This window comes from uncultured Aquimarina sp., assembly GCF_947492405.1.
In the GTDB taxonomy this organism is placed as follows: domain Bacteria; phylum Bacteroidota; class Bacteroidia; order Flavobacteriales; family Flavobacteriaceae; genus Aquimarina.
Genome location: NZ_CANLMP010000001.1, coordinates 683,126 through 704,805 on the forward strand (window position 1 = coordinate 683,126; position 21,680 = coordinate 704,805).

20 protein-coding genes are annotated in these 21,680 nt (G+C 31.9%); 9 read left to right on the plus strand and 11 right to left on the minus strand.

Annotated features, from left to right (window positions below):
* Positions 1–28: 28 nt before the first annotated feature.
* Positions 29–1,351: a M24 family metallopeptidase gene (locus tag Q0829_RS03035; protein ID WP_298539781.1), complete on the plus strand. Its 1,323-nt coding sequence runs from the start codon at positions 29–31 to the stop codon at positions 1,349–1,351.
* A gap of 83 nt (positions 1,352–1,434) precedes the next feature.
* Here the strand turns inward: Q0829_RS03035 and Q0829_RS03040 are convergent, their stop codons facing one another.
* The 7 genes from Q0829_RS03040 to Q0829_RS03070 form a co-directional block, all read right to left on the minus strand.
* A complete protein-coding gene (locus tag Q0829_RS03040; protein ID WP_298539783.1) occupies positions 1,435–1,623 on the minus strand; it encodes a hypothetical protein in 189 nt (62 codons plus the stop codon).
* A gap of 298 nt (positions 1,624–1,921) precedes the next feature.
* Entirely contained in the window at positions 1,922–2,722 is an 801-nt protein-coding gene (locus Q0829_RS03045; protein ID WP_298539785.1) for a hypothetical protein, read from the minus strand.
* A gap of 812 nt (positions 2,723–3,534) precedes the next feature.
* Positions 3,535–4,161, minus strand: a complete 627-nt coding sequence (locus tag Q0829_RS03050; RefSeq protein ID WP_298539788.1) for a hypothetical protein — start codon at positions 4,159–4,161, stop codon at positions 3,535–3,537.
* A 37-nt stretch (positions 4,162–4,198) separates the two neighbouring features.
* Positions 4,199–4,741, minus strand: a complete 543-nt coding sequence (locus tag Q0829_RS03055; RefSeq protein WP_298539790.1) for a hypothetical protein — start codon at positions 4,739–4,741, stop codon at positions 4,199–4,201.
* 620 nt (positions 4,742–5,361) lie between these two features.
* Positions 5,362–6,867 (minus strand): CARDB domain-containing protein, encoded by a 1,506-nt coding sequence (locus Q0829_RS03060; protein WP_298539793.1) that lies wholly within the window; start codon positions 6,865–6,867, stop codon positions 5,362–5,364.
* 128 nt (positions 6,868–6,995) lie between these two features.
* Positions 6,996–8,795 carry an AraC family transcriptional regulator gene (locus Q0829_RS03065; protein WP_298539795.1) on the minus strand — a complete coding sequence of 600 codons (1,800 nt, stop codon included), beginning with the start codon at positions 8,793–8,795 and terminating at the stop codon, positions 6,996–6,998.
* 140 nt (positions 8,796–8,935) lie between these two features.
* Positions 8,936–10,564 carry a carboxyl transferase domain-containing protein gene (locus Q0829_RS03070; RefSeq protein ID WP_298539797.1) on the minus strand — a complete coding sequence of 543 codons (1,629 nt, stop codon included), beginning with the start codon at positions 10,562–10,564 and terminating at the stop codon, positions 8,936–8,938.
* 244 nt (positions 10,565–10,808) lie between these two features.
* Between Q0829_RS03070 and Q0829_RS03075 the strand changes: the two genes are divergently transcribed.
* From Q0829_RS03075 to Q0829_RS03100, 6 genes are all read left to right on the plus strand, one after another.
* Complete coding sequence (locus tag Q0829_RS03075) at positions 10,809–12,227, plus strand: DNA/RNA non-specific endonuclease (RefSeq protein ID WP_298539799.1); 1,419 nt, start codon at positions 10,809–10,811, stop codon at positions 12,225–12,227.
* A 206-nt stretch (positions 12,228–12,433) separates the two neighbouring features.
* Positions 12,434–12,616 (plus strand): CAL67264 family membrane protein, encoded by a 183-nt coding sequence (locus tag Q0829_RS03080; RefSeq protein WP_211073417.1) that lies wholly within the window; start codon positions 12,434–12,436, stop codon positions 12,614–12,616.
* A gap of 55 nt (positions 12,617–12,671) precedes the next feature.
* Positions 12,672–14,363 (plus strand): energy-dependent translational throttle protein EttA, encoded by a 1,692-nt coding sequence (gene ettA / locus Q0829_RS03085; protein WP_298539803.1) that lies wholly within the window; start codon positions 12,672–12,674, stop codon positions 14,361–14,363.
* Between the two features lie 84 nt (positions 14,364–14,447).
* A complete protein-coding gene (locus Q0829_RS03090; protein WP_298539805.1) occupies positions 14,448–15,140 on the plus strand; it encodes an HAD family hydrolase in 693 nt (230 codons plus the stop codon).
* Positions 15,140–15,778, plus strand: a complete 639-nt coding sequence (locus Q0829_RS03095; protein ID WP_298539807.1) for a chloramphenicol acetyltransferase — start codon at positions 15,140–15,142, stop codon at positions 15,776–15,778. The genes Q0829_RS03090 and Q0829_RS03095 overlap by 1 nt, the downstream gene beginning before the upstream one ends.
* A 41-nt stretch (positions 15,779–15,819) precedes the next feature.
* Positions 15,820–16,722, plus strand: a complete 903-nt coding sequence (locus Q0829_RS03100) for a DUF6268 family outer membrane beta-barrel protein (protein ID WP_298539809.1) — start codon at positions 15,820–15,822, stop codon at positions 16,720–16,722.
* Positions 16,723–16,869: 147 nt separating this feature from the next.
* Here Q0829_RS03100 and Q0829_RS03105 read toward each other — a convergent pair whose 3' ends face one another.
* Positions 16,870–17,460, minus strand: coding sequence for a hypothetical protein (locus Q0829_RS03105; protein WP_298539811.1), 591 nt, complete (start codon positions 17,458–17,460; stop codon positions 16,870–16,872).
* Between the two features lie 172 nt (positions 17,461–17,632).
* Positions 17,633–18,226, minus strand: a complete 594-nt coding sequence (locus Q0829_RS03110) for a pseudouridine synthase (RefSeq protein ID WP_298539813.1) — start codon at positions 18,224–18,226, stop codon at positions 17,633–17,635.
* A gap of 192 nt (positions 18,227–18,418) precedes the next feature.
* On the opposite strand from Q0829_RS03110, the gene Q0829_RS03115 reads away from it, so the two are divergent.
* Positions 18,419–19,210, plus strand: coding sequence for a hypothetical protein (locus Q0829_RS03115; protein WP_298539815.1), 792 nt, complete (start codon positions 18,419–18,421; stop codon positions 19,208–19,210).
* 259 nt (positions 19,211–19,469) lie between these two features.
* The gene (locus Q0829_RS03120) at positions 19,470–19,919 is read left to right on the plus strand and encodes a cold-shock protein (protein ID WP_298539817.1); all 450 of its coding nucleotides are present in this window, start codon (positions 19,470–19,472) and stop codon (positions 19,917–19,919) included.
* 66 nt (positions 19,920–19,985) lie between these two features.
* Here the strand turns inward: Q0829_RS03120 and Q0829_RS03125 are convergent, their stop codons facing one another.
* On the minus strand, positions 19,986–20,789 hold the full coding sequence (locus Q0829_RS03125; protein ID WP_298539819.1) for an MBL fold metallo-hydrolase: 804 nt from the start codon (positions 20,787–20,789) through the stop codon (positions 19,986–19,988).
* Between the two features lie 69 nt (positions 20,790–20,858).
* On the minus strand, positions 20,859–21,614 hold the full coding sequence (locus tag Q0829_RS03130) for a TSUP family transporter (RefSeq protein WP_298539821.1): 756 nt from the start codon (positions 21,612–21,614) through the stop codon (positions 20,859–20,861).
* Between the last annotated feature and the right edge of the window lie 66 nt (positions 21,615–21,680).

Sequence of the window (21,680 nt, forward strand, 5' to 3'; positions counted from 1 at the left end):
TTTTATTCGAACTTAATGAATCACACAAATGAAAAAATTACTTGTTCTTACCTTACTTATTATTACAAGCATATCCAATGCGCAAATCCTTCCGGAACGGGATCGTGCTGATGTAATTGATCAAATCCTTTCTGATAGGTTTAATAACCTGTTACCTCAGCTTATGGATCGAACGGATTTCGATATGTGGATATTGATTTCGAGGGAATATAATGAAGATCCGGTTCTTAGAACCATGCTTCCTGCCAAGTGGCTTAATGCCAGAAGGAGAACCATTCTTGTTTTCTATAGGGATAAAGAAAAAAATACTATCGAGCATTTAGCTGTAGCAAGGTATAATGTAGGTAAGAATATTGATTCTGCTTGGGATAAAGAGAAACAACCAGATCAATGGAAAGCACTTATGGATATAATTACAAAAAGAGATCCTAAAAAAATTGCTGTTAATTATTCTAAACATTTTGGTATTGTAGATGGTATTGTAAAAACTGATTATGAAGAGTTCATGAAAGAACTTCCAGAGAATTACCAGTCTAGAGTTACTTCTGCAGAGAAATTGGCAATTGCCTGGATAGAGACTAGAACCGAACAAGAAATGGAATTATATAAAGAATTGGTTCAAACTACACATGATATTATAGCAGAGGCATTTAGTACAAAGGTTATTAAGCCAGGAACTACTACTACTGACGATGTCGTTTGGTGGTTACGTCAGAAAGTTACCGATTTAGGGTTGAAAACCTGGTTTCACCCAACAGTAGATATTCAAAGAGCTGGGGAGAAATTAGAAAGCCATATCACTTCCTTTTCCAATAGACCAGATAAGAAGATTATTCGCAAAGGAGATTTAATTCATTGCGATTTCGGAATTACATATTTACGTTTGAATACAGATTGTCAGCAGCACGCATATATCCTTAATAATGAAGAAATGGTTCCTCCAGAATTTCTTACTAAGGCTTTTTCTGACGGAAATCGTGTTCAGGATATTTTTACTGCAAATTTTGAAACCGGAAAAACTGGAAATCAGATTTTATTAAAATCATTAGAAGAGGGCAGAGCAGAAGGATTAAAGCCAGCAATATACACACACCCTTTAGGCTTGTATGGACATTCTTCTGGTACAACTTTAGGTATGTGGGATTCTCAAGGAGGTGTTCCTGTTAATGGCGATTATCCACTATATGAAAACACAGTGTATGCGATAGAATTGAATACAACAGTAACATTGCCAGAATGGAATAAGGATATTAGAATTATGTTGGAAGAAGCAGGTTTCTGGGGGAAAGACGGTTTTAAATATGTAAATAAAAGACAAACCGAATTAATTACTATTCCAAAAAGAAAATAGATCTGAAAATTATTGTTTTACTAAGGAATCTTACTAGCTAAACCTTAAAAGATTCCTTAGTAAAACAAGTATTCACTTTCTTATTAGAAAGCACATAAATCATCAATAACAAAACCATTAATTACCACTCCACAGGGACCGCAAGGACAGTCATTATCGGAAAAACATTCTTGAAAAATAGGACATATTGGAGAGAACCCTCCATTAATTTCCTGTTGTTCTGTTTTGTTAATGATCGAAACTCCTTCTAAATTTAAAATGCTTTTTTTCATTTGTATATATATTTAAGGTTAATAATTACAAGACAAAAAATATTGCATTTCAATCAATAAGTTATTAGTAACTTGTTGTCCTTTTAATTTTAAAGTATATTAAAAAGGATACTATTTTTCCATTTACACATTGACATTATATCAAAATAATTATGTCAATAATCTCTAAATTAAATAAAATAAATTCCCCACATCTGTTTTCTGTGTTTTTATCATTTTTTTAATAAAATTGTAGGTAAAAAAAACATCCGTAAAATATGCTTTTACGGATGCTTTATTAAGATTTCCAGATTTATGTCTATAGATCAATCTCTTCCGTAGTTCCATCAGGATAGGTTACTGTTGCCTTATTATCACAAGTACCATCTCCATAATTGATAGAAGCACTTAAGGCATTCTTAGTCATTACTAAAGTTCCAGTAGTAATATATCCACAGCTTAGAGTACCTTCTAGAGCTGGATCAGTTGATAATGAATACGTATCTGCATTTAGAGTTACGGTCCAGTTTCCACTTAGAGTATATGCTGCATCAGAAGTACCAAGACCAGTAATTGTATAGGTTTTAGTTCCTTGTTCTGAAGCAGTAGTTCCATCTGCTAAAGTAATTGATAAATCAGAAGTAACTGTGTACGTAAAACTTCCTCCATCAGTTGTATCTAGAGAGTACGATGTACTCTTACTACCATTAATGGAATTACCTGCGTAGGTTAAATTATCAAAAGTAATAGACGTAGAAACAGTGTTATTTTCTATAACTATAGCTACATTCATAGAACCACTAATCGTTTCACCGTCTTCAGTGGTGCAATCTGTAAAAGTAAGTGTATATCCTGTATCAGTAACACTAAAATCTGCACAACCGGGTCTGTTAAATTTTGAAGAAATTTCAGCACTTGATCTGTTCATTGAGATGTTATCTAATGTCAGATCATCGATAAAATTAGAAATTTCTTCTACTTCTAAACTTTTCATTACATCTTCCTGAGTAATCTCAGAAGATACATTGTTATTACTATCATCGTCGCTACAACTCACTATAAATAGTGAGGCCATTATAGCAATGCTTAATACTTTAATTTTAAAAAATGGTTTGTTCATTGTTTTGCTTTTATTAGTTCTAATTATGTAACTAAATAAGTTTTATTTTAGTATATAAACCATTATTATTTTATGATATCAAACCACTAAAAAGACTCTACTATTCTCTTATAAACCCCTTAGTGTAATGATGTTCGTTATTAGATTATTAATGCCCGAGATGTGTTTTTATAATTGACAAGAAGTAATGTTTAAACTTTCATAAGGGAAAACTACAGTTCCTTGTTCATAAGCTAGTAGATAGCTAGTTTTGTTATTTGTTATATACGTATCTCATCTCTATCGAACAGATTTCTATAAGAGCTGATTTTATCAATTTCAAATCTAAAACGATTATTAAATGATAAAAGGTAGTCGTCTCTATGAATTTTGGGAATTTTCATTTGTCTTGTCTGATTATCATTGATGATGTATTCTCCTAAATATAATCAGGACCAAAACCTCCAAAATAGACAGTTACTCTAGGTTTTATCTTGCTTTGTGTTAAATCGTAAAAGCTCTTGATGAACGTTGCATTTAGCGTTTAACAATGCTTATCAATAGGATCGTTGTCTTCAAAAGTAGGGTTTAGAGTTTTCGAATTTTGAAAAGGATGCTTCTTCTAAAGGTTCTTTTTTACACGAATAGAATATTATAATAGTCAGAATGAATACTAAGTTAAGTGCTTTTTTCATAATGTTTGATCTATTTTTAATTTTATTAGTAGCAAATTAATAACGGAATAGTCAGGAGAAGAGCTACAGTTTTCTACTTTGCCTGTAGCTCAACCTCCTCAGAAATAAATTTAATTTGTATGCTCTTTTCGATAAAACTTATGGACAAATAGGATCACAAGGAGGCTCATCTATGTCGACAATATCTCTAGGTCTTCTTACGGTTCTGCCATCAGCCCATTTTCTAGCTTCAGGATTTACAACCCATATTCTTAAACCATTTTGTGCAAACTGTTGTCTTTCAAATGACGATCGTAAGCGTATGGACATCGTATCATCTCCATTAGGAGATATGTTTATTTGTCTATCAGATCCTCTATAGGTACCAATAATACTTTGGCCAGTCGTAGTTCGAATATCTATATAAGCATTCGGTTCAAAATTATCCCCAACAATCCAAATACAGTAATTGTCATCACATCCAGCACCAACTCTAAAGATTTTTGGAGTTCCATTTTTTTGAACTAACGCAGCATTAAACCCGCCAGGAAATAAATTGTAATTAGGACATCCATTAACATTTAAATACTGTACAAGTTCAAAACCTGGAGGAATTCCTTGGATAGAGCATACGATTGAAAATTCATCTCCACTTTTTTCAGAGTTTAGTTCGGTGATTTCTTCTATAGATTGTTCATTTTCTATAAAGATATCTTCTTTAGGTTGGCAACTTATTACTATAAAAAACATTAGCAATAAACACCATAGATTAAAACATTTTTTCATGAGTATGATTTTTTGTATTTATAATGAATTATGAATTTTAATAATTCGTGTTCCCTATGTTATTATTACATTGAGCAGGGAAATCAAAACTTAGGTTGTTAAAGTTCGCTTGCCCCGAAACTATGTTTCTGGCACCTAAATTTCTTTCAATACCATATTGCGGACCAAGAAACATAAACACAGAATTGGTATAAAAATCGCCATCATTATTTGGGAGTATTCGAACTCTAAATTTATCAGGATCGCTAAATTCTGCACCTAATACGTAAAAACTGAAAGGTTTATCGTGACGCACGGTTCTTTGCATTGCCTGAAAGCAAGATCCATCACCATTTGGACAGTAATCTAAAATAAAAGTTCCGGTTCGTGAAGCTGGATTAGCCTCTGTTAGATTTAGTACAAATTGAAATCTAACTCTGCCTTTAAAACTATTACAGTATCCAAACCATTTTGCATTAGTTTCTGTATCTAATTCTTCTTTTACAATGAGTTGTTCATCCAAATTCTCAATACTTTCTTGTTCACAGGAAAAGAAGATTGTTGTAATAGCGATAAATAATAAAATTAATATTTTTTTCATTGTTTGATTTGTATTAAAATTTAAACTTCTAATGACTTTTTGATAGTTTTTAATAAGTCATTATTCTAATTAAAAAAAGATTGTTTAATAAAATGATTTAAGATTCTGCCGGTCAGAAAACAATTGTAAAACTATAAGTAAAAGCCTGATAACAAAAGGGAAGAAGTGTCAGTTTTATAAAATTGACACTATAAATAGATTGTATTTTGAGTTTTTTTGAGAATGGTTTGTGTTACGAATATGCTATAAAAGCTTGAAGCAATTAGAATGTGTTTTAGATGCTGTTTTTTTATGGTGTAAGATCAATTTTTGAGCAAATAAAAATACCAAACTTATCAATAATAAGTTTGGTGTTTTTTCAGGTAGAATGTTTTTTTTAACCAATTAATAAGCACATATACCAACTAAAATATTTTGTCCATTAAAAGTAATTGTGACTCCACACGTAGAACAATGACAATCGCTATCCGAACGACATTAGAATAATGATGGTTGACGATCAAAAAATCCTCCATTAATGGATTTTTGATCTTTTTTTGATAGAATTTTTGCGTCACTTAAATTTGAAATTCGATTTTTCATATAAGTATAGGTTTTAAGATGAATAATTTGAAATAAAGTTATTGTTTAATAATAGTTCCCGTAGAAGGGTAATACAAGGTGTTATTTCTTCCTAGTAAAAAGGAATAATGATATATTCCATTTGCCCCTCCATTAATTTGACTTGAATATATTTTAAATTTAAAATCACCTGTTTCGCTATGGAATTTATTGGTTTGAAACCTCAAAATACCACGTTGATCATAGATACTTAATTTAATATCTGTATTTCTATATTTTACCTGATAATTAAATTCTACATATGCAGAAAAAGGATTTGGCGATACCGTAACTAATGTTGGATTTTGATCAGAATCGTTTAAGTTTCGAGGAATCCTAAACCGTTTTTCATTGTTGGTTTCGTCAATTTCTTGTACGTCATTATCCGCATCTGCAATGATAATTAAATCTCGACCATGTAATACTAGGGAAAAATATTGCCAGGTAACTAACGAATTTACGTTATAAGATTCATTAGGTTTTAGAGCAGGTACAGTTCCTCTAGCAACAAATTTTCTTGGATGCTTTTCTACATAGAAATCCAGTTTTGATAACTCTGATGTAATGTTGCCTTTATTGGTAATAGTAGTAGACAAGATTACATTATTATCAGGTGTTTTATATACTCTGATATCCGAGATTTGTAGCTCTGGTAATACTTTAATAGGATAGAAGTTGTTTGTTTCATCGTTTTCATGAATTGTATTAAGATCGTCAACAACTGCGATAACATAATCATCTGAAAACGAATATCCTCGTGGCGGCCCTTGTATTAAAAAAGGTATAGACTCTGTTTCTCCTGTTAATAAAAGTGAAGTCTCTTTTCCATAAACTTTTTCATCTGTTTCAAGATCAAAAATACTATCTCTAGAAAAATAAACAGAGGTATTAAAATTAGGAGAAAATATATCGCACGGAGCAGCAGGAGCTATGTTTTTTCCAGAATTGGTTATAATTAAATTTAAATTCAATGTATCAGCTGCATAGTTAACATCAACTCTATTAAAGGAAAGTTCACTGAGATTTTGATTAGATACTGTAAATGAAGTGATTATTCTTTGGATTTCCTGGTCATTAGAGTTTGATCCAGATGAAGGATTGGTATCCATTAATCTTGTTGTTAAATCATAACGAGTGTTTTGTTCTAGATATTCACTTATTATTACAGCGGGGAAATCATTAATGAACCTATTTCCTGGGCCTATCGGAGGGATGACTATCGGATCTAAACCTCCAGATGTATAGGGCACAATGGGGTTCATTTCAAAATCAACTTCTAACCCAGTCTTAAGTTGTGATGAATTGTTTTGAGTAATAACCCTAACGTAAAGATATGGGAAATCAATATTCTCTGGAAATGGAGAAATATATCTCATACTGATTTCTGTATCTTCAATAATAACTTCTATATACAAAGTTTCATCTTGTAAAGTAGAGATTGTTGATTTAATAGTATTAGATGGATAAGAGAAAATAGCACCAGAATAAAATAGTAGAAATAGTAGTAGTTGGAATATTTTTTTCATAGTGGAGAAATAATAATTTTAATATAAGATTTGAATGAAAATTTGTAAAAGCTAAAAATAAATGTTCTTATAGAAATTAAACATAACTATATAATCAATTTTATAAAAATGATACTTTTTTGTTGTACTTAATTATTCGTAAGTTCTTGTTGCTTAATCTGTTTTAAGTAATAACTAGGGCTTAAATTCGTAACCTTTTTGAAAGCATTGTTAAAAGTATTTACACTTTTATAACCCAAATCTTCTGAAATTCCTTTGACAGAGTAAGATTTGTATTTGTGATCTTTGTTAAGTTGTTTTATCGCATAGGATATTCTAAGATCATTAAGATAATTATTAAAAGACTTGTTCTTATATTCATTAATTATTTTAGATAAGTAGGTGGTATTGGTTTTGAGAAGTTGAGCAGTACTATGAAGGGTACAATCCTTATTAAGATAGAAAAGAGATTTCTCTAATTCTTCCAATTGTTTTAGAATATAATCAGCTTTTTCATCATTTATTTCTAGTTTTTTAACTTCTTTGTTTTCTTGTTTTTGAGTTGTTTGTGATGATTTTTTAGATTCTTCTAAAATTCTTTTAAACAAAATTTTATTTTTTGTTTTCTGTTTTTTAACATATAAAAACAATAAAAAACTCACCAAAGCGACACCAATAATAGTAAATCGAATATAAGCCCTATTACGCGTATTACTGAATTGTAATTTTTCATTGTCATCTTTTAAATCTACAATCTCCTTATCAAATAATAAATCTTTGGTTCTATTTCTATCTTGATATAATTCTTTTTGAATATCAGTAAGAAGTTTTCTGTATATTAATATCGCTTCATTATCACCTTTCTTTTCAGCATTTTTGATAGCAAGTTCCATCATTTCTACTGCTTTTTCAGTTTTTTTATTTTCTTCTAAATAAGTAATATTCTCCGCTAAATATTGATTAGATTCGTTATAATTTTTATTTCTAAATAGGCAATCAGCTAAATAATAATTTGTTAAGACAAAATTTTCTTTTTGTAATCCATTTTTTATGAATAGGTTTCGCGCTAATCTTAAATTTTGTTCGGTCTCTATATAATTTTCCATTCTATGAAGAGTCTTCCCAATATTAAGATAACATATTGCCATCTGTTTTTCTTTTTCTAATTTTTTTGCTCTTTCAAGGTTTTTTTCTAGAATGCTTAGGGATTTTTCTAGATTTCCTATTTCTCTATAGCAAATACCAATGGCATTATAAGTTGACAATGGCATCATTATTTTATTTATTTCGCTAATGTTATTTAAGACAGGAATACTATCAATTGATTTCTTTACAAATTTCAAGTCATTTAATGCATCTGTATATCTTTGGATTCTTATTTTGCATTGAGCAATGTTTAATATTAAAGAGAGTCTCTCCTCACTAACCTCAGAATTGCTTAGATAGGAGTCTGCTTCTATATAAGTGTTAATAGCATTTTCATAATCACTATTTCTCATATATGCAGAACCTTTTAATAATATAACCCTGAAAGCTTTATTGTTCGGTGTTTCTTCTCCGACAAACTTCAATGCGTTATTTACTGCATATATTACGTCATCCGTACTCCCAATTAAAAAATACAGATATGCTAAATAATAATTAGAACTGTATTGGATTTTTTCGTCATTTTTTTTATTTCCTATATATAAATACATTTTAGAATAGGACAAGGCACGAGGATAATTTTTTCTGTTAATCTCAGTGTAAATGAGTTGTTCTATTTCCTCATAAGTAATTTTAGATTGTTTTTCTAAAATATATAGAGAGTCTATATTATTTAGTTTTTGTGAAGCGTTTTTATTAGGGAGGGTTCCTTGACTTTGATTACCTAGAATTTGGAAAATAATGAATACAAAAAACAGAGGTGATAGTAGTGTTTTTTTTAAATATATAGCTTTGGTTGACATGGTCTTAGGATATATTTATTAGTCAATTAAGAAACCCCAACAGTTTATTTACTAAACTATTAGGGCTTAAAAAATAAAAATACGATTATTTCAACAGATGTGGTATCATCTTTCGATTAACCATTCTGTTTTTTACCATCTTATACCTGAATTACTCCAAGATTAAAAGGCTTTTCGATAGGAGCGTGGTCTGCTGCTTCAATACCCATAGAAACCCACTTTCTAGTGTCTAATGGATCAATAATACCATCTGTCCAGATTCTAGCTGCCGCATAATATGGAGAAATCTGTTTGTCGTATCGAGCCTTGATCTTATCAAATAGTGCTTTTTCATCCTCTTCAGAAAGTTGCTCTCCTTTCTTCTTTAATGATGCTGTTTCAATTTGTAATAATACTTTGGCCGCTTGGGCACCTCCCATAACTGCTAATTCAGCACTTGGCCAGGCACATATCAATCTTGGATCATAGGCTTTTCCACACATTGCATAATTACCAGCTCCATAAGAATTACCAATAACAATAGTGAATTTAGGTACTACACTATTGCTAACTGCATTCACCATTTTGGCACCGTCTTTTATAATTCCGCCGTGTTCACTTTTACTACCTACCATAAACCCGGTAACATCTTGTAAAAAGACTAATGGAATTTTTTTTTGATTACAATTTGCAATAAATCGAGTTGCCTTATCAGCAGAATCAGAATAGATCACACCTCCAAATTGCATTTCACCTTTTTTGGTTTTTACCAGTTTACGTTGATTAGCAACAATACCAACGGCCCAACCATCGATACGAGCATAACCGGTTATAATGCTTTGTCCATACCCAGATTTATATTCCTCAAAATCAGAACCATCCACCAATCGATGAATGATTTCCATCATATCATATTGTTCGTTTCTAGCTTTCGGTAAAATTCCGTAAATATCTTTCGGGTCTTTTTTAGGTTTAGAAGGTTTAACTCTGTTATATCCTGCTTTGTCAAAATCTCCAATTTTAGACACTATATTTTTTATAGTATCTAGGGCATCTTTATCATCTTTAGATTTATAATCGGTTACACCAGAAATTTCACAATGAGTAGTTGCTCCACCTAAGGTTTCATTATCAATACTTTCACCGATAGCAGCTTTCACTAGATAGCTACCAGCTAGAAAAATACTTCCTGTTTTGTCTACAATTAATGCTTCATCACTCATTATCGGTAAATAAGCGCCTCCGGCAACACAGCTTCCCATGACAGCAGAGATTTGCGTAATACCCATACTACTCATGACTGCATTATTTCTAAAAATTCTTCCAAAATGCTCTTTATCTGGAAAAATCTCATCCTGCATAGGAAGATATACCCCAGCACTATCTACAAGATAAATAATAGGTAACTTATTTTCGATTGATATTTCCTGAGCTCTAAGATTCTTTTTTCCAGTAATAGGAAACCATGCACCAGCTTTTACCGTAGCATCGTTAGCGACTACGATACATTGTTTACCACTAATATGTCCAATTTTTATAACGACTCCACCACTAGGACACCCTCCATGTTCAGCATACATATCATCACCAGCAAATGCAGCAATTTCTATTGCTTCATTGTCATCATCTAATAAATATGCTATTCTCTCTCGAGCAGTCAGTTTACCTTTAGCGTGTAGTTTTTCTATACGCTTTTCTCCACCACCAAGTTTTACCTTTCCTAGTTTCTGGCGTAATGAAGAGACCAAAAGTTTATTGTGATCTTCATTCTTATTGAAGTTTATATCCATTTGTGTGTATTGTTTGCACGAAAATACAAAAATCAAAGAATTTTTAAATCATTAAAATCAAAAGCAACATCATAACCTTATTTTCAAAATTTAGGTTTCCTAAACATTAACAGTCTATTCATCTACAAGTGCTTTTATAACAGTTTTCTAACATTTGATTATCAGATAATTAACAATTGTCGGGTAGTTTTATATCTAACTTAAAATCCAACTAATTAAATATTAATTTAAATCTAACTCAACTATGAAATTATTAAAATTGAACACGTTGTTTTTCTTAATTTTTAGCACACTCGCAATTGTGAGTTGTAGCGTGGAAGACGAATCTTTTTATCAAGATATCGAATCCGTTCCACTTAAAATAGATGGAGAAATCAAAGTAGAAACAAGTTACTATGATAATGAAGGTCCTCACGATCATAATTTTTCAGAAAAAAGAGCAGACGGTTTTACTGAAACTTATGAATCCGGATCAAAAGGTAGCTATGCAGCTGGTAGTGTTTCGCTATCATCTTCTGGTAGCTGGTATCTCAGTGATGCTTTAATCGGAACTTTATCTAATGATCGAAAGTTTGGGGCGAAATCCGTTAGAATTAGAAATACAGGATACGCAATTATGTCTTTTAATATGGATAATGGAGTGCAAACTATTAGAATCCGTCATGCTAAATATGGAAGTGATAACAATTCAACTTGGCGATTGATTGCTTCTTACAATAATGGTTCTTCTTGGTCTTATGTAGGGTCAACGATTACCACTAGTTCTACAACATTAAATACGGTTACATTCAATTTAAATGAAACCAGAAGCGTACGTTATGGAGTATACAAAACTTCTGGAGGCTCTAATCGAATAAATATAGATAATGTAGAAATTATAACAGGAACTACAGGAGGCGGAGGCGGTTCTGCTTCTAGGGATAGTAATATTACTTTTGGTAACCCGTCTAATGCAGGATCTAGTTCCAACAATTATTATTTGTCCAAACCTGATTTTGTGCTGTCTTATAATAATAATAGAGGAACGGCCAATTGGGTAAGCTGGCATTTAAGTGATGCCTGGACAGGTAGTACACCAAGATGTAATTGTTTCAAAAGAGATACATCTTTACCAAGTAATTTTTTCCGCGCTACATCTAGTGATTATACGAATTCAGGTTTTGATAGAGGTCATTTATGTCCATCAGCAGATAGAAACGGCTCTGCAGATTCTAATGAAAATACTTATTTCATGAGCAATATAGCTCCACAGGCACCAGATAATAATCAAAGGAGTTGGGCAAATTTTGAAAACTACCTTAGATCATTAACCTTAGAAGGTAATGAAATTCATATAGTTGCAGGGGTAGTAGGAAGTGGAGGAACAGGCAGGAATGGTTTTGCATCTACAATAGATGGAGGGAATATTACCGTCCCTGATTCATTCTGGAAGGTTGCTTTGATTTTACCAAATGGAACCAATGATATTAATCGAGTTACTACATCTACTAGAGTTATTGCGATAAATGTCCCAAATGATCAAGGAATTAGTAGTAATTGGACTCAATTTAGAACTTCTGTGAATGCTATCGAAAGTTTAACCGGATATGATCTTTTGGAAAATATTACGAACTCTGTCGAATCTGTTTTAGAATCTAGAATAGATAACGGACCTTCTAATTAAAATGTGATTTACTAAACAAAACAGGGACTTAACATCTAAGTTCCTGTTTTTTTATGAATTCTATTGTATAACTTATTGTTTAACAATAGATAAGGTTATAAAGTAGTCGAAGATCTCTCTAAAAAGCTGTTTTTTGACGATAAAATACCGATATTTGTACGCTGTTTTTGATTTAATATTAAAAACATTTAACTAAATAACTTGCTATGGGAATGAATAAAAATACGGTATTAGCGTGGGCTACATTTATAATGATTCTAGCTGGACTAGGATTGATAGCTTTGGGAGCATTTAGATATAGAGATGTTTCTGGATGGGGATTTGCAGCAGTTGGTGTAGGATTTCTAGCAAATGCTTGGGTGTTTAATGCTTTAAAAGGTAGAGTGTAATTAATCACATATTATTCGGATATCAATAATATTATTTAAAACAATTTAGGGGCTTATGTCAGACGATAAAAAAATCATCTTTTCTATGTCTGGAGTAACAAAAACGTATAAAAGCGCAAATACTCCAGTTCTAAAAAACATATATTTAAGTTTTTTCTACGGTGCAAAAATTGGAATTCTGGGTCTTAATGGATCTGGTAAATCTACATTATTAAAAATCATAGCAGGTATAGATAAGAACTATCAAGGCGATGTTGTGTTTTCATCTGATTATTCTGTTGGGTATTTAGAACAAGAACCACAGTTGGATCCAGAAAAAACAGTACTGGAAGTTGTAAAAGAGGGAGCCGCTGAAATTGTCGCTGTTCTTGACGAATATAACAAGATTAATGATATGTTCGGTTTAGAAGAAGTTTACAGTGATGCAGATAAAATGCAAAAATTAATGGATCGACAAGCTGTTTTGCAGGACCAGATTGATGCTGGTAATGGTTGGGAATTGGATACCAAACTAGAAATTGCTATGGATGCGCTAAGAACTCCGGACTCTGATAAAAAAATTGGAGTATTGTCTGGAGGAGAAAGAAGAAGGGTAGCACTTTGTCGTTTATTACTTCAGGAACCTGACGTACTTTTATTAGATGAGCCTACAAACCATTTGGATGCTGAATCAGTTCATTGGTTAGAGCACCATTTAGCACAATATAAAGGAACTGTTATTGCTGTAACTCACGATAGGTACTTCTTAGATAATGTTGCTGGTTGGATTTTAGAATTGGATAGAGGAGAAGGAATTCCTTGGAAAGGAAATTATTCTTCTTGGTTAGATCAAAAATCAAAACGTTTAGCACAAGAAAGTAAGTCTGCTTCAAAACGTCAAAAAACTTTAGAAAGAGAGTTAGAATGGGTGCGTCAAGGAGCAAAAGGAAGACAAACTAAACAAAAAGCACGTTTAAAGAATTACGATAAATTAATGAGTCAAGATCAAAAACAACTTGACGAAAAATTAGAAATATATATTCCTAATGGACCACGTTTAGGAACTAATGTATTAGAAGCTTCTGGGATAAGTAAAGCTTACGGAGATAAATTATTATATGAAGATCTAAATTTTAAACTTCCGCAAGCAGGTATTGTTGGGATTATAGGGCCTAACGGAGCAGGAAAGACTACCATTTTTAAAATGATTATGGGTGAGGAGACTCCTGATAAAGGAGATTTTTCTGTAGGAGAAACTGCTAAGATTGCATACGTTGATCAAGCGCATTCTAATATTGATCCTGACAAATCGATTTGGCAAAACTTTAGCGATGAACAGGATTTGGTAATGATGGGAGGTAAGGAAGTAAATTCACGCGCATATTTAAGTCGTTTTAATTTTGGAGGAAGCGAACAAAATAAGAAAGTTTCTACGCTTTCTGGTGGAGAACGTAATAGATTGCATCTAGCAATGACTCTAAAAGAAGAAGGTAATGTATTACTTTTAGACGAACCTACTAATGACCTTGATGTTAATACGTTACGAGCATTAGAAGAAGGGTTGGAGAACTTTGCAGGTTGTGCTGTGGTGATCTCTCACGACCGTTGGTTTCTAGATCGTATTTGTACTCATATTTTAGCTTTTGAAGGAGACTCTCAGGTATATTTCTTTGAAGGTAGTTTTTCTGATTATGAGGAAAATAAGAAGAAACGTTTAGGAGGAGATTTAATGCCTAAACGTATTAAGTATAAGAAATTAGTAAGATAGAGAATTTTGTATATACGTACTTGAGTAAATTGGTTTTCTCATCGTAATACCCTCATCTCTAAATATACTATAAATACTGAAAATATGCCATTAAAAAATATCAAGGCTATAGCTTTTGATGCAGATGATACTCTGTGGGTAAATGAGACTTTTTTTAGAAAAGCTGAAGAAGAGTTTTGTGAACTTGTATCTGAGCATTTACCAAAAGAAGAAGCAAATAAACTTCTTTTCGAAATAGAAATGCAAAATCTTGAATTGTATGGTTATGGTATTAAGCCTTTTACACTTTCTTTAATCGAAGCGGCTATTAAGATTACTAATGGAAATATGAACATCCAATTGGTGGAGAATCTTATCGAAAAAGGAAAGCAGATGCTTCAGGAACCAGTAGAATTGATTGATGGTATTGAAGAAACACTTAAATATTTATCTAAGAAGTACCGTTTGGTAATGGCAACCAAAGGTGATTTATTGGATCAGGAACGTAAATTGATTAAATCTGGATTATCAACTTATTTTCATCATATAGAAATTGTTTCTGATAAAACCGAAAAGCAATACCAAAAATTAGTGCATCATTTGGATATCCGTGAAACGGAGTTTTTAATGGTCGGTAATTCCTTAAAATCTGACGTTTTACCGGTTTTGAATATAGGCGCGTATGCATGTCATATCCCTTTTCATACCACTTGGGCTCACGAAGTACATAATGGCACCATTGATCATCCTAATTTTAAGAGTTTAACCAATTCAAAAGAACTATTGAAATATCTATAATGAATAAAACGGTATTGGATCTAACTACTTGGAACAGAAGAGAACATTATGAGTTCTTTAGTAGTTTTGATGAGCCGTTTTTTGGCATTGTATCAAAGGTAGATTTTACCATAGGATATCAAAAGATCAAAGACAATGGGTATCCATATTTTCTCTATTACTTGCATAAGGCAGTAAAAGCAGCCAATAAAGTGATGCCTTTTCGTTATAGGATTGAAGAAGAAAAAGTCTATATATATGATCGTATACATGCTTCTGCTACTATAGGAAGAGAGGATCATACTTTTGGTTTTTCCTTTATAGAATTTGATGAAGATTTTGAAATTTTTAAGGCACATGCGCAAAAAGAAATAGAGGCTGTTAAAAATTCAACAGGATTACGTTATAATGATAACGCAAAACGAATGGACAGTTTACATATTTCTTCAATTCCCTGGTATGATTTTACCAGCATCTCTCATGCAAGACATTTTCAATATCGAGATAGTGTACCAAAAATTTCTTTTGGGAAATACACAAAGGAAGGTGGTAAGATTAGCTTACCGATATCTATTCACGTGCATCATGCATTAATGGATGGTTACCATGTAGGCTTGTATCTAGAGGAGTTTCAAAGGTTGTTAAATGAGAATTCTTAATTGAGTTAAATGAAACTTAATGTAATATTTTAATAGTGTTTATGAAAAAACGAATCCTAATTGTTCTTTCAGTCTTACTTTCTTTTCTAATGAATGCTCAAGATTATACTGATATCGTAAGATTGAATATGTCTAGAGTAAATCTAGAGGATGTAGAACGAACTTTTGATACGGATGTAACCAATATAAATTTTGAGGTTTTATATCCTAAAATTTTAAATGACAATTTAGTTTTATTAGCAGGAGTAACGTTAGAAAATACAAATCTAAATCTTTTTGCATCTACAGCAAACGAAAACCTAACAATGGCACGTATAAATGCCGGTCTTAAGGTAAAGCATTCAGAAAAATGGTCTGGTACGTATGTTGTATTACCAAAATTAGCATCAAACTTCGAAAGTGTTGAGTCCAGAGATTTTCAAATAGGAGCAATAGCACTTTTGGATTTTCAGTATAATGAAAAAGTAAGGGCTAAATTTGGACTTTATTCTTCATCAGAAAATTTCGGTACGATCATTACTCCACTTTTAGGTTTTTTTTATAGATCACAGAATAAGAAATTTCATTTGGATGCTGTTTTACCAATCCGCATGGAAGCTAATTATGTACTTGCAGATCATTTTAGTCTTGGTTTGGATTTAAGAACTTCTGTAAAATCTTACAATTTTATTGCTCAAGATGTAGATTTTTATGTTCAAGAAGAGTCAGTACGAGCAGCTTTATATGGATCCTATGGTTTTCTTAGCGATTCTTTATTAGTAAGAGCAAAAATAGGATTTGATACTACTGATTACGGAGTATATGAGGCAAACGATACATCTGGACTTCAGGTGCTTACTTTTACAGTAAATGAGGATGATAGAACACGTCTCAATAATGAATTTGACAGTAATTTGTTCTTTGGGTTAGATTTTATTTATAGATTCGATATATCAACAAAATAATAATCACTACTATGTCAATTGTTTTTTAAGGAATAAGTAGGGTTTGTTATAAACTTATAAAACTCGAAGTGATAAATAGGATGCTTAATAATTAAGCATCCTATTTTCTATGTAAATAACAGTTGTTATATTAATATAATTGTTTGTTTATCGATATACATATCCTACAACACCTTCATATGCATATCCAGCATTTACACCTTCGTTATAGTTTGTTGTGTATAAATGATCCGTATTAGAAGATCCATAAAACCTATACAGTTTTACTCTTCCGCTTCCTCCACTGTTATGAATATAAGCGGCTTTTTTAATATTACCATATAAGGTTCTAACACTATAGTCTCTAAACCCTCTTCTTAATAGATTGTTTTTTTCTGAACCACTTGTGGTCATTACAAAATCTCTATTTCCTGGTGCAAGAAGGAAGAAAATTTGTTTAGTTCCTGAAGGAGGTGCAGAGATAAAATCATAAGTACCCAATTTAAAAGGTCTACCTTCAAAGGTTCCTATACCAACTCCCAGATTTAATACCCTATAAGTGTGTACAGTATTCGATCCGCCAGAATAATAGCGACTTACAGGTGATATTGTACTTGCTTTGGCGTTAATATCTGAAGTTGCACTTACGTCTTCGGATACCGTGCTTTCAGAATTGATTTCATCTTTTTCACAAGATGTTAATGTCAATACAGCAAGTATTGCTGTGTACATAATTGATAATTTTAATGTAGTTTTCATAATTTAAGAATGATTAATATGTTATAAGTCAAAGGTGTTGCTTATCTCATTTTCTTAAATCATTTTGTGGTGTTTTTAAGGGAAATTGTGGATTACTGTCGTTATTTAAGTGATGTGCGTTTTAAGTTGTTTTTTTGAATGTAAATTTTATTGAAGTATTACCATAATTGTTTTACAGCAATACTGTTTGCAGCTCTTTTACCTCACCAATATTCATGTCTTTTAGTTGGATATTTCCCACTCTAACTCTTACTAATCGGAGAGTTGGAAATCCTACAGCAGAAGTCATTTTCCTGACTTGCCTGAATTTACCTTCTTTTAGAGTTATCGAAACCCAACTAGTAGGACCATGTCTTTCATCTCGTATTTTTTTTGATCTTTTTGGGAATTCAGGAGTACTATCTATTTTAAATGCTTTACAAGGAATAGTTGTGTATTTTTTTCCATCAAAACCAATTTCCACACCATTAGATAGTTTGGATATCGCTTCATTGGTAATATCACCATCTACTTGAGCATAATATTCTTTTTCAATTCCATTACTACATATATAATTACTAATTTTTCCATTGGTAGTGAGTAATAATAGACCTTCTGATTTTTCATCTAATCGTCCTATCGCCATAATTCCATCAGGAAAATCAAATAGTTCGCCGAGTAATTTTTTGGAATTTTGTTTTTGTCCATTATTCACAAACTGACTTAAATATCCATAAGGTTTATAGATCATAAAATGCCTATCATTTGTCTTATTGTCTTCTAGCATTCTTTAATAAACTTTTATTGAGATTAACATAATTAGACATGATCAAATGTAACAATTGTGCAACATTATAAGAAAGTTTTATCGCTTTTAGGTTAACCTTTGCGCTTTATTTTTAACTAATTGATAATCAAAATTGGTTTTCAATATTTTGATAGTTAGATGCTTTTTTACGTTAACTTAAATAATTTTGTTATGTCAATTCATATGATAGGACAGCCATACAGTCAAGATATTATAGTAGGAGGATATGGCTCAGGAAGAAGGAGAAACAGAGAGCCTAATTATTTTGCTCCTAATTTTTTAGATCCTTGGGAACAAGATCGTGTAAGAGGTTTTTATCAAGTAATGCGTGATGAAAACTTAATAGATATACATTATTATAGATCAAACGAAAATGTTTCGATTAATATATACGCTGTAAAACAATCCGAAGTATTGTTTGTGGAAAGAACACTGGACTTATTGCCTTCAGGACATTTAAGATGGTTAAAAGAACGTAAACCAGAAGGAATAATTTTTGCAAATTCTGCAGGACGAGGAAGATCGGAGCGATATACTGGTGGTTTAAATCCTGGGTATGATGATAGGAGTACTCCATTTTTTGATGAAAGTGAAGGAATTATAATTACGTATGGAGCATTATGGAGATATCAAAATTTAGGTATTTCACCAACATTGATTCACGAAATTGGTCATGTAATGACACATGCTGGTAAGATCAGTTATCGATATTTTTCTGAAAGAGACAGGATAACCTTGTCTAATACGAGAGTTTCAAGAAACCCAGGAAGTTTAGAGGCTTTGTGCAATGCCTATATGTATTTTATTTGTTATGCTAGTTCAACTCCTGCAATACGACTCTTCGGGAGCAGACCTCTAATATTGGAGCGAAGTCGCCAGACCAGGGCCGCTCTTAGGAGATGTCCAGGGTTTTCATCACGTATGCTTTCTTCATCAGAAATAACACGTTTTAGAGAACGCTAACCAATTATTGTTTTTAATTATAAGCTACTTCTATGAGGATATAGATTAAATTACCTATATCATTACCTAAATTAAAATGGATCATCTATCTTTGTAAAAATAAGTACATACTAAGTTGTTTTAAGTTGTATGTGCTTGGTCGTTGCAACAACTGGGTTAATTATTCGGTAAATCAATCTCTAAGAATTGTCATTTTCCAATCATTCGTTTAGTATTTCGATGACAATTATGTTTAATAAAAAAAATAGAAGTTTACCGAATGGCAAAATCACAACAGACATTTAGCAAGATTGAAAAAGAAAAAAAGAAAATAAAAAAGCGCGAGGAAAAGCAGAAGAAGAAAGAAGAACGAAGAGCGAATTCTAAAAAGGGAAGCGGTTTCGATAGTATGATTGCGTATGTTGATGAAAATGGCCACTTAACTGATACTCCACCGGATCCTTCAAAAAAGAAAAAGGTAAAAGCTGAAAATATAGAGATTGGTATACCTAAAAGAGAGCATGTAGAAGAAGATCCAATTAAAAAAGGTAGAGTAGCATTTTTTAATGACTCTAAAGGATATGGATTTATTACTGAACAGGAGTCTCAGGAAAAATACTTTGTTCACGTAAATGGTCTAATGCAAGAAGTAAGAGAAGGTGACAAAGTGCAGTTTGAGTTAGAAATGGGAATGAAAGGATTAAACGCTGTACGTGTAAAAAAGATCTAATAACGTTTTGTTATAATATTAAAAAAAGCATTTGCGGTAATATACTGCAAATGCTTTTTTCGTTTTTTATTTTATTGTAGGATACCAATTTAACTGTACCACTTCTATTTCACTATTTCCTTTATTTACGGTTTCTCTAAATTTAATAATATTACTTAACCCATCACTACCTCTGTAATGATATGGGTAAACTTGCTTTGGTTTAAACTCTAAAACAGCATCGGCAGCACTTTCTACAGTCATGGTATATGGTAAGTTCATACATACAAATGCTTTGTCTATATTTTTAAGGGCTCTCATCTCTGGAATATCCTCAGTGTCTCCAGAGAAATATAGGCGCTCATCTCCTAAGGTGATTACATATCCATTACCGCGTCCTTTGTCATGAAATTTTAGTGCTTCTTCTCTTAAATTGTACATTGGGATTGCTTCAATGGATATTCCGTTTATGTCCTTAACCTCTCCATTATTTATAATAACTAATTGTTTTGTGTAACTAGCTGGAAGTTTTTCTGCAACCGCTTGTGGCACCACTAATTTTGAATTCTCTAGATCAAGGCTATTTAGAGTTTCAATGTTCATATGATCCCCATGGATATCAGTTATAAGAACTAAATTTGGCTGTTTTTGATTTTCAAATGCCTTAGCTCCTCCGGTTGGATCTATATAGATAATATTGTCTTTGTATTCTAATACTGCGGTAGCGTGCGTAATAGGAGTGATTTTTAAATCAGAAATTGGTTTTTCCGTAGATTGATCGGTAGTAACAGCTTCTTGTGTATCCGTATTTGCAGTTATTTCTTTTTTAGTATCCTTGCAGCTTACTATAAAAAGTAAAATAGTTAAAAGAAACAGGGTATGTGCTTTCATTGTATTTAGTTTTAGTTACTTTAACAAGGTATAAAATGACTGTAAAATCAGAAACATTTTAATGTAAGATTAACTATCTATCCATAATTTAATAGCCATAGCAATTACCATAATTATTAAAAAGATCTTAACCAAACCATCTCCCTTTTTTACAGACCATCTACTAGCTATCCAGCCGCCTGTAGCATTGCCAAAAGCCAGAACAAATCCATATAGATAGTTAATTTGATTATCTAAAGCAAAGATCGCTAATGCACCTATGGTATAAATAAAAACGACTACTGCCTTTACAGCATTAGATTTCACTAAACCCATTCTATTAATAGAGGTAAGTGCTAAGAGAATAAATATTCCTACACCTGCTTGTATAAACCCTCCATAAATACCAATAACAAAGAATGTAAGAATTCCTATTAGACGATATTTACCCTGTACACGTTCTACAAAATCCTCAACATTCATTTTAGGTTTAAAAACCATAAATAATACAACAATCAGCATAACTATGGCTAATATCCTATTAAAAGTTTCGCCTTTTATATCAATCGCTATTCTTGCTCCGATTAAGGATCCTACTAAAGCTGATATTCCTAAATATACACTAAAAAGAGTTGGTTGTATTCCTTTACTTTTAAAACCCGCTACAGAAGTAATACTCTGAATAAAAATTCCAATTCTGTTTGTTCCATTTGCCATTGATGGAGGTAATCCCATAAAAATTAGCATTGGCAATGTTAATAGGGACCCACCTCCTGCAATAGTATTTATTACTCCTGCAAGGAAACCTACAAATGCCAGAAGAATAAGAAGTAGTGATTCGTTCATTTGGTCGTGTTACCTGCCAAAAATAAGTAAATCCAAAAAACATGAATGCTTTTTGTAATTCATTTA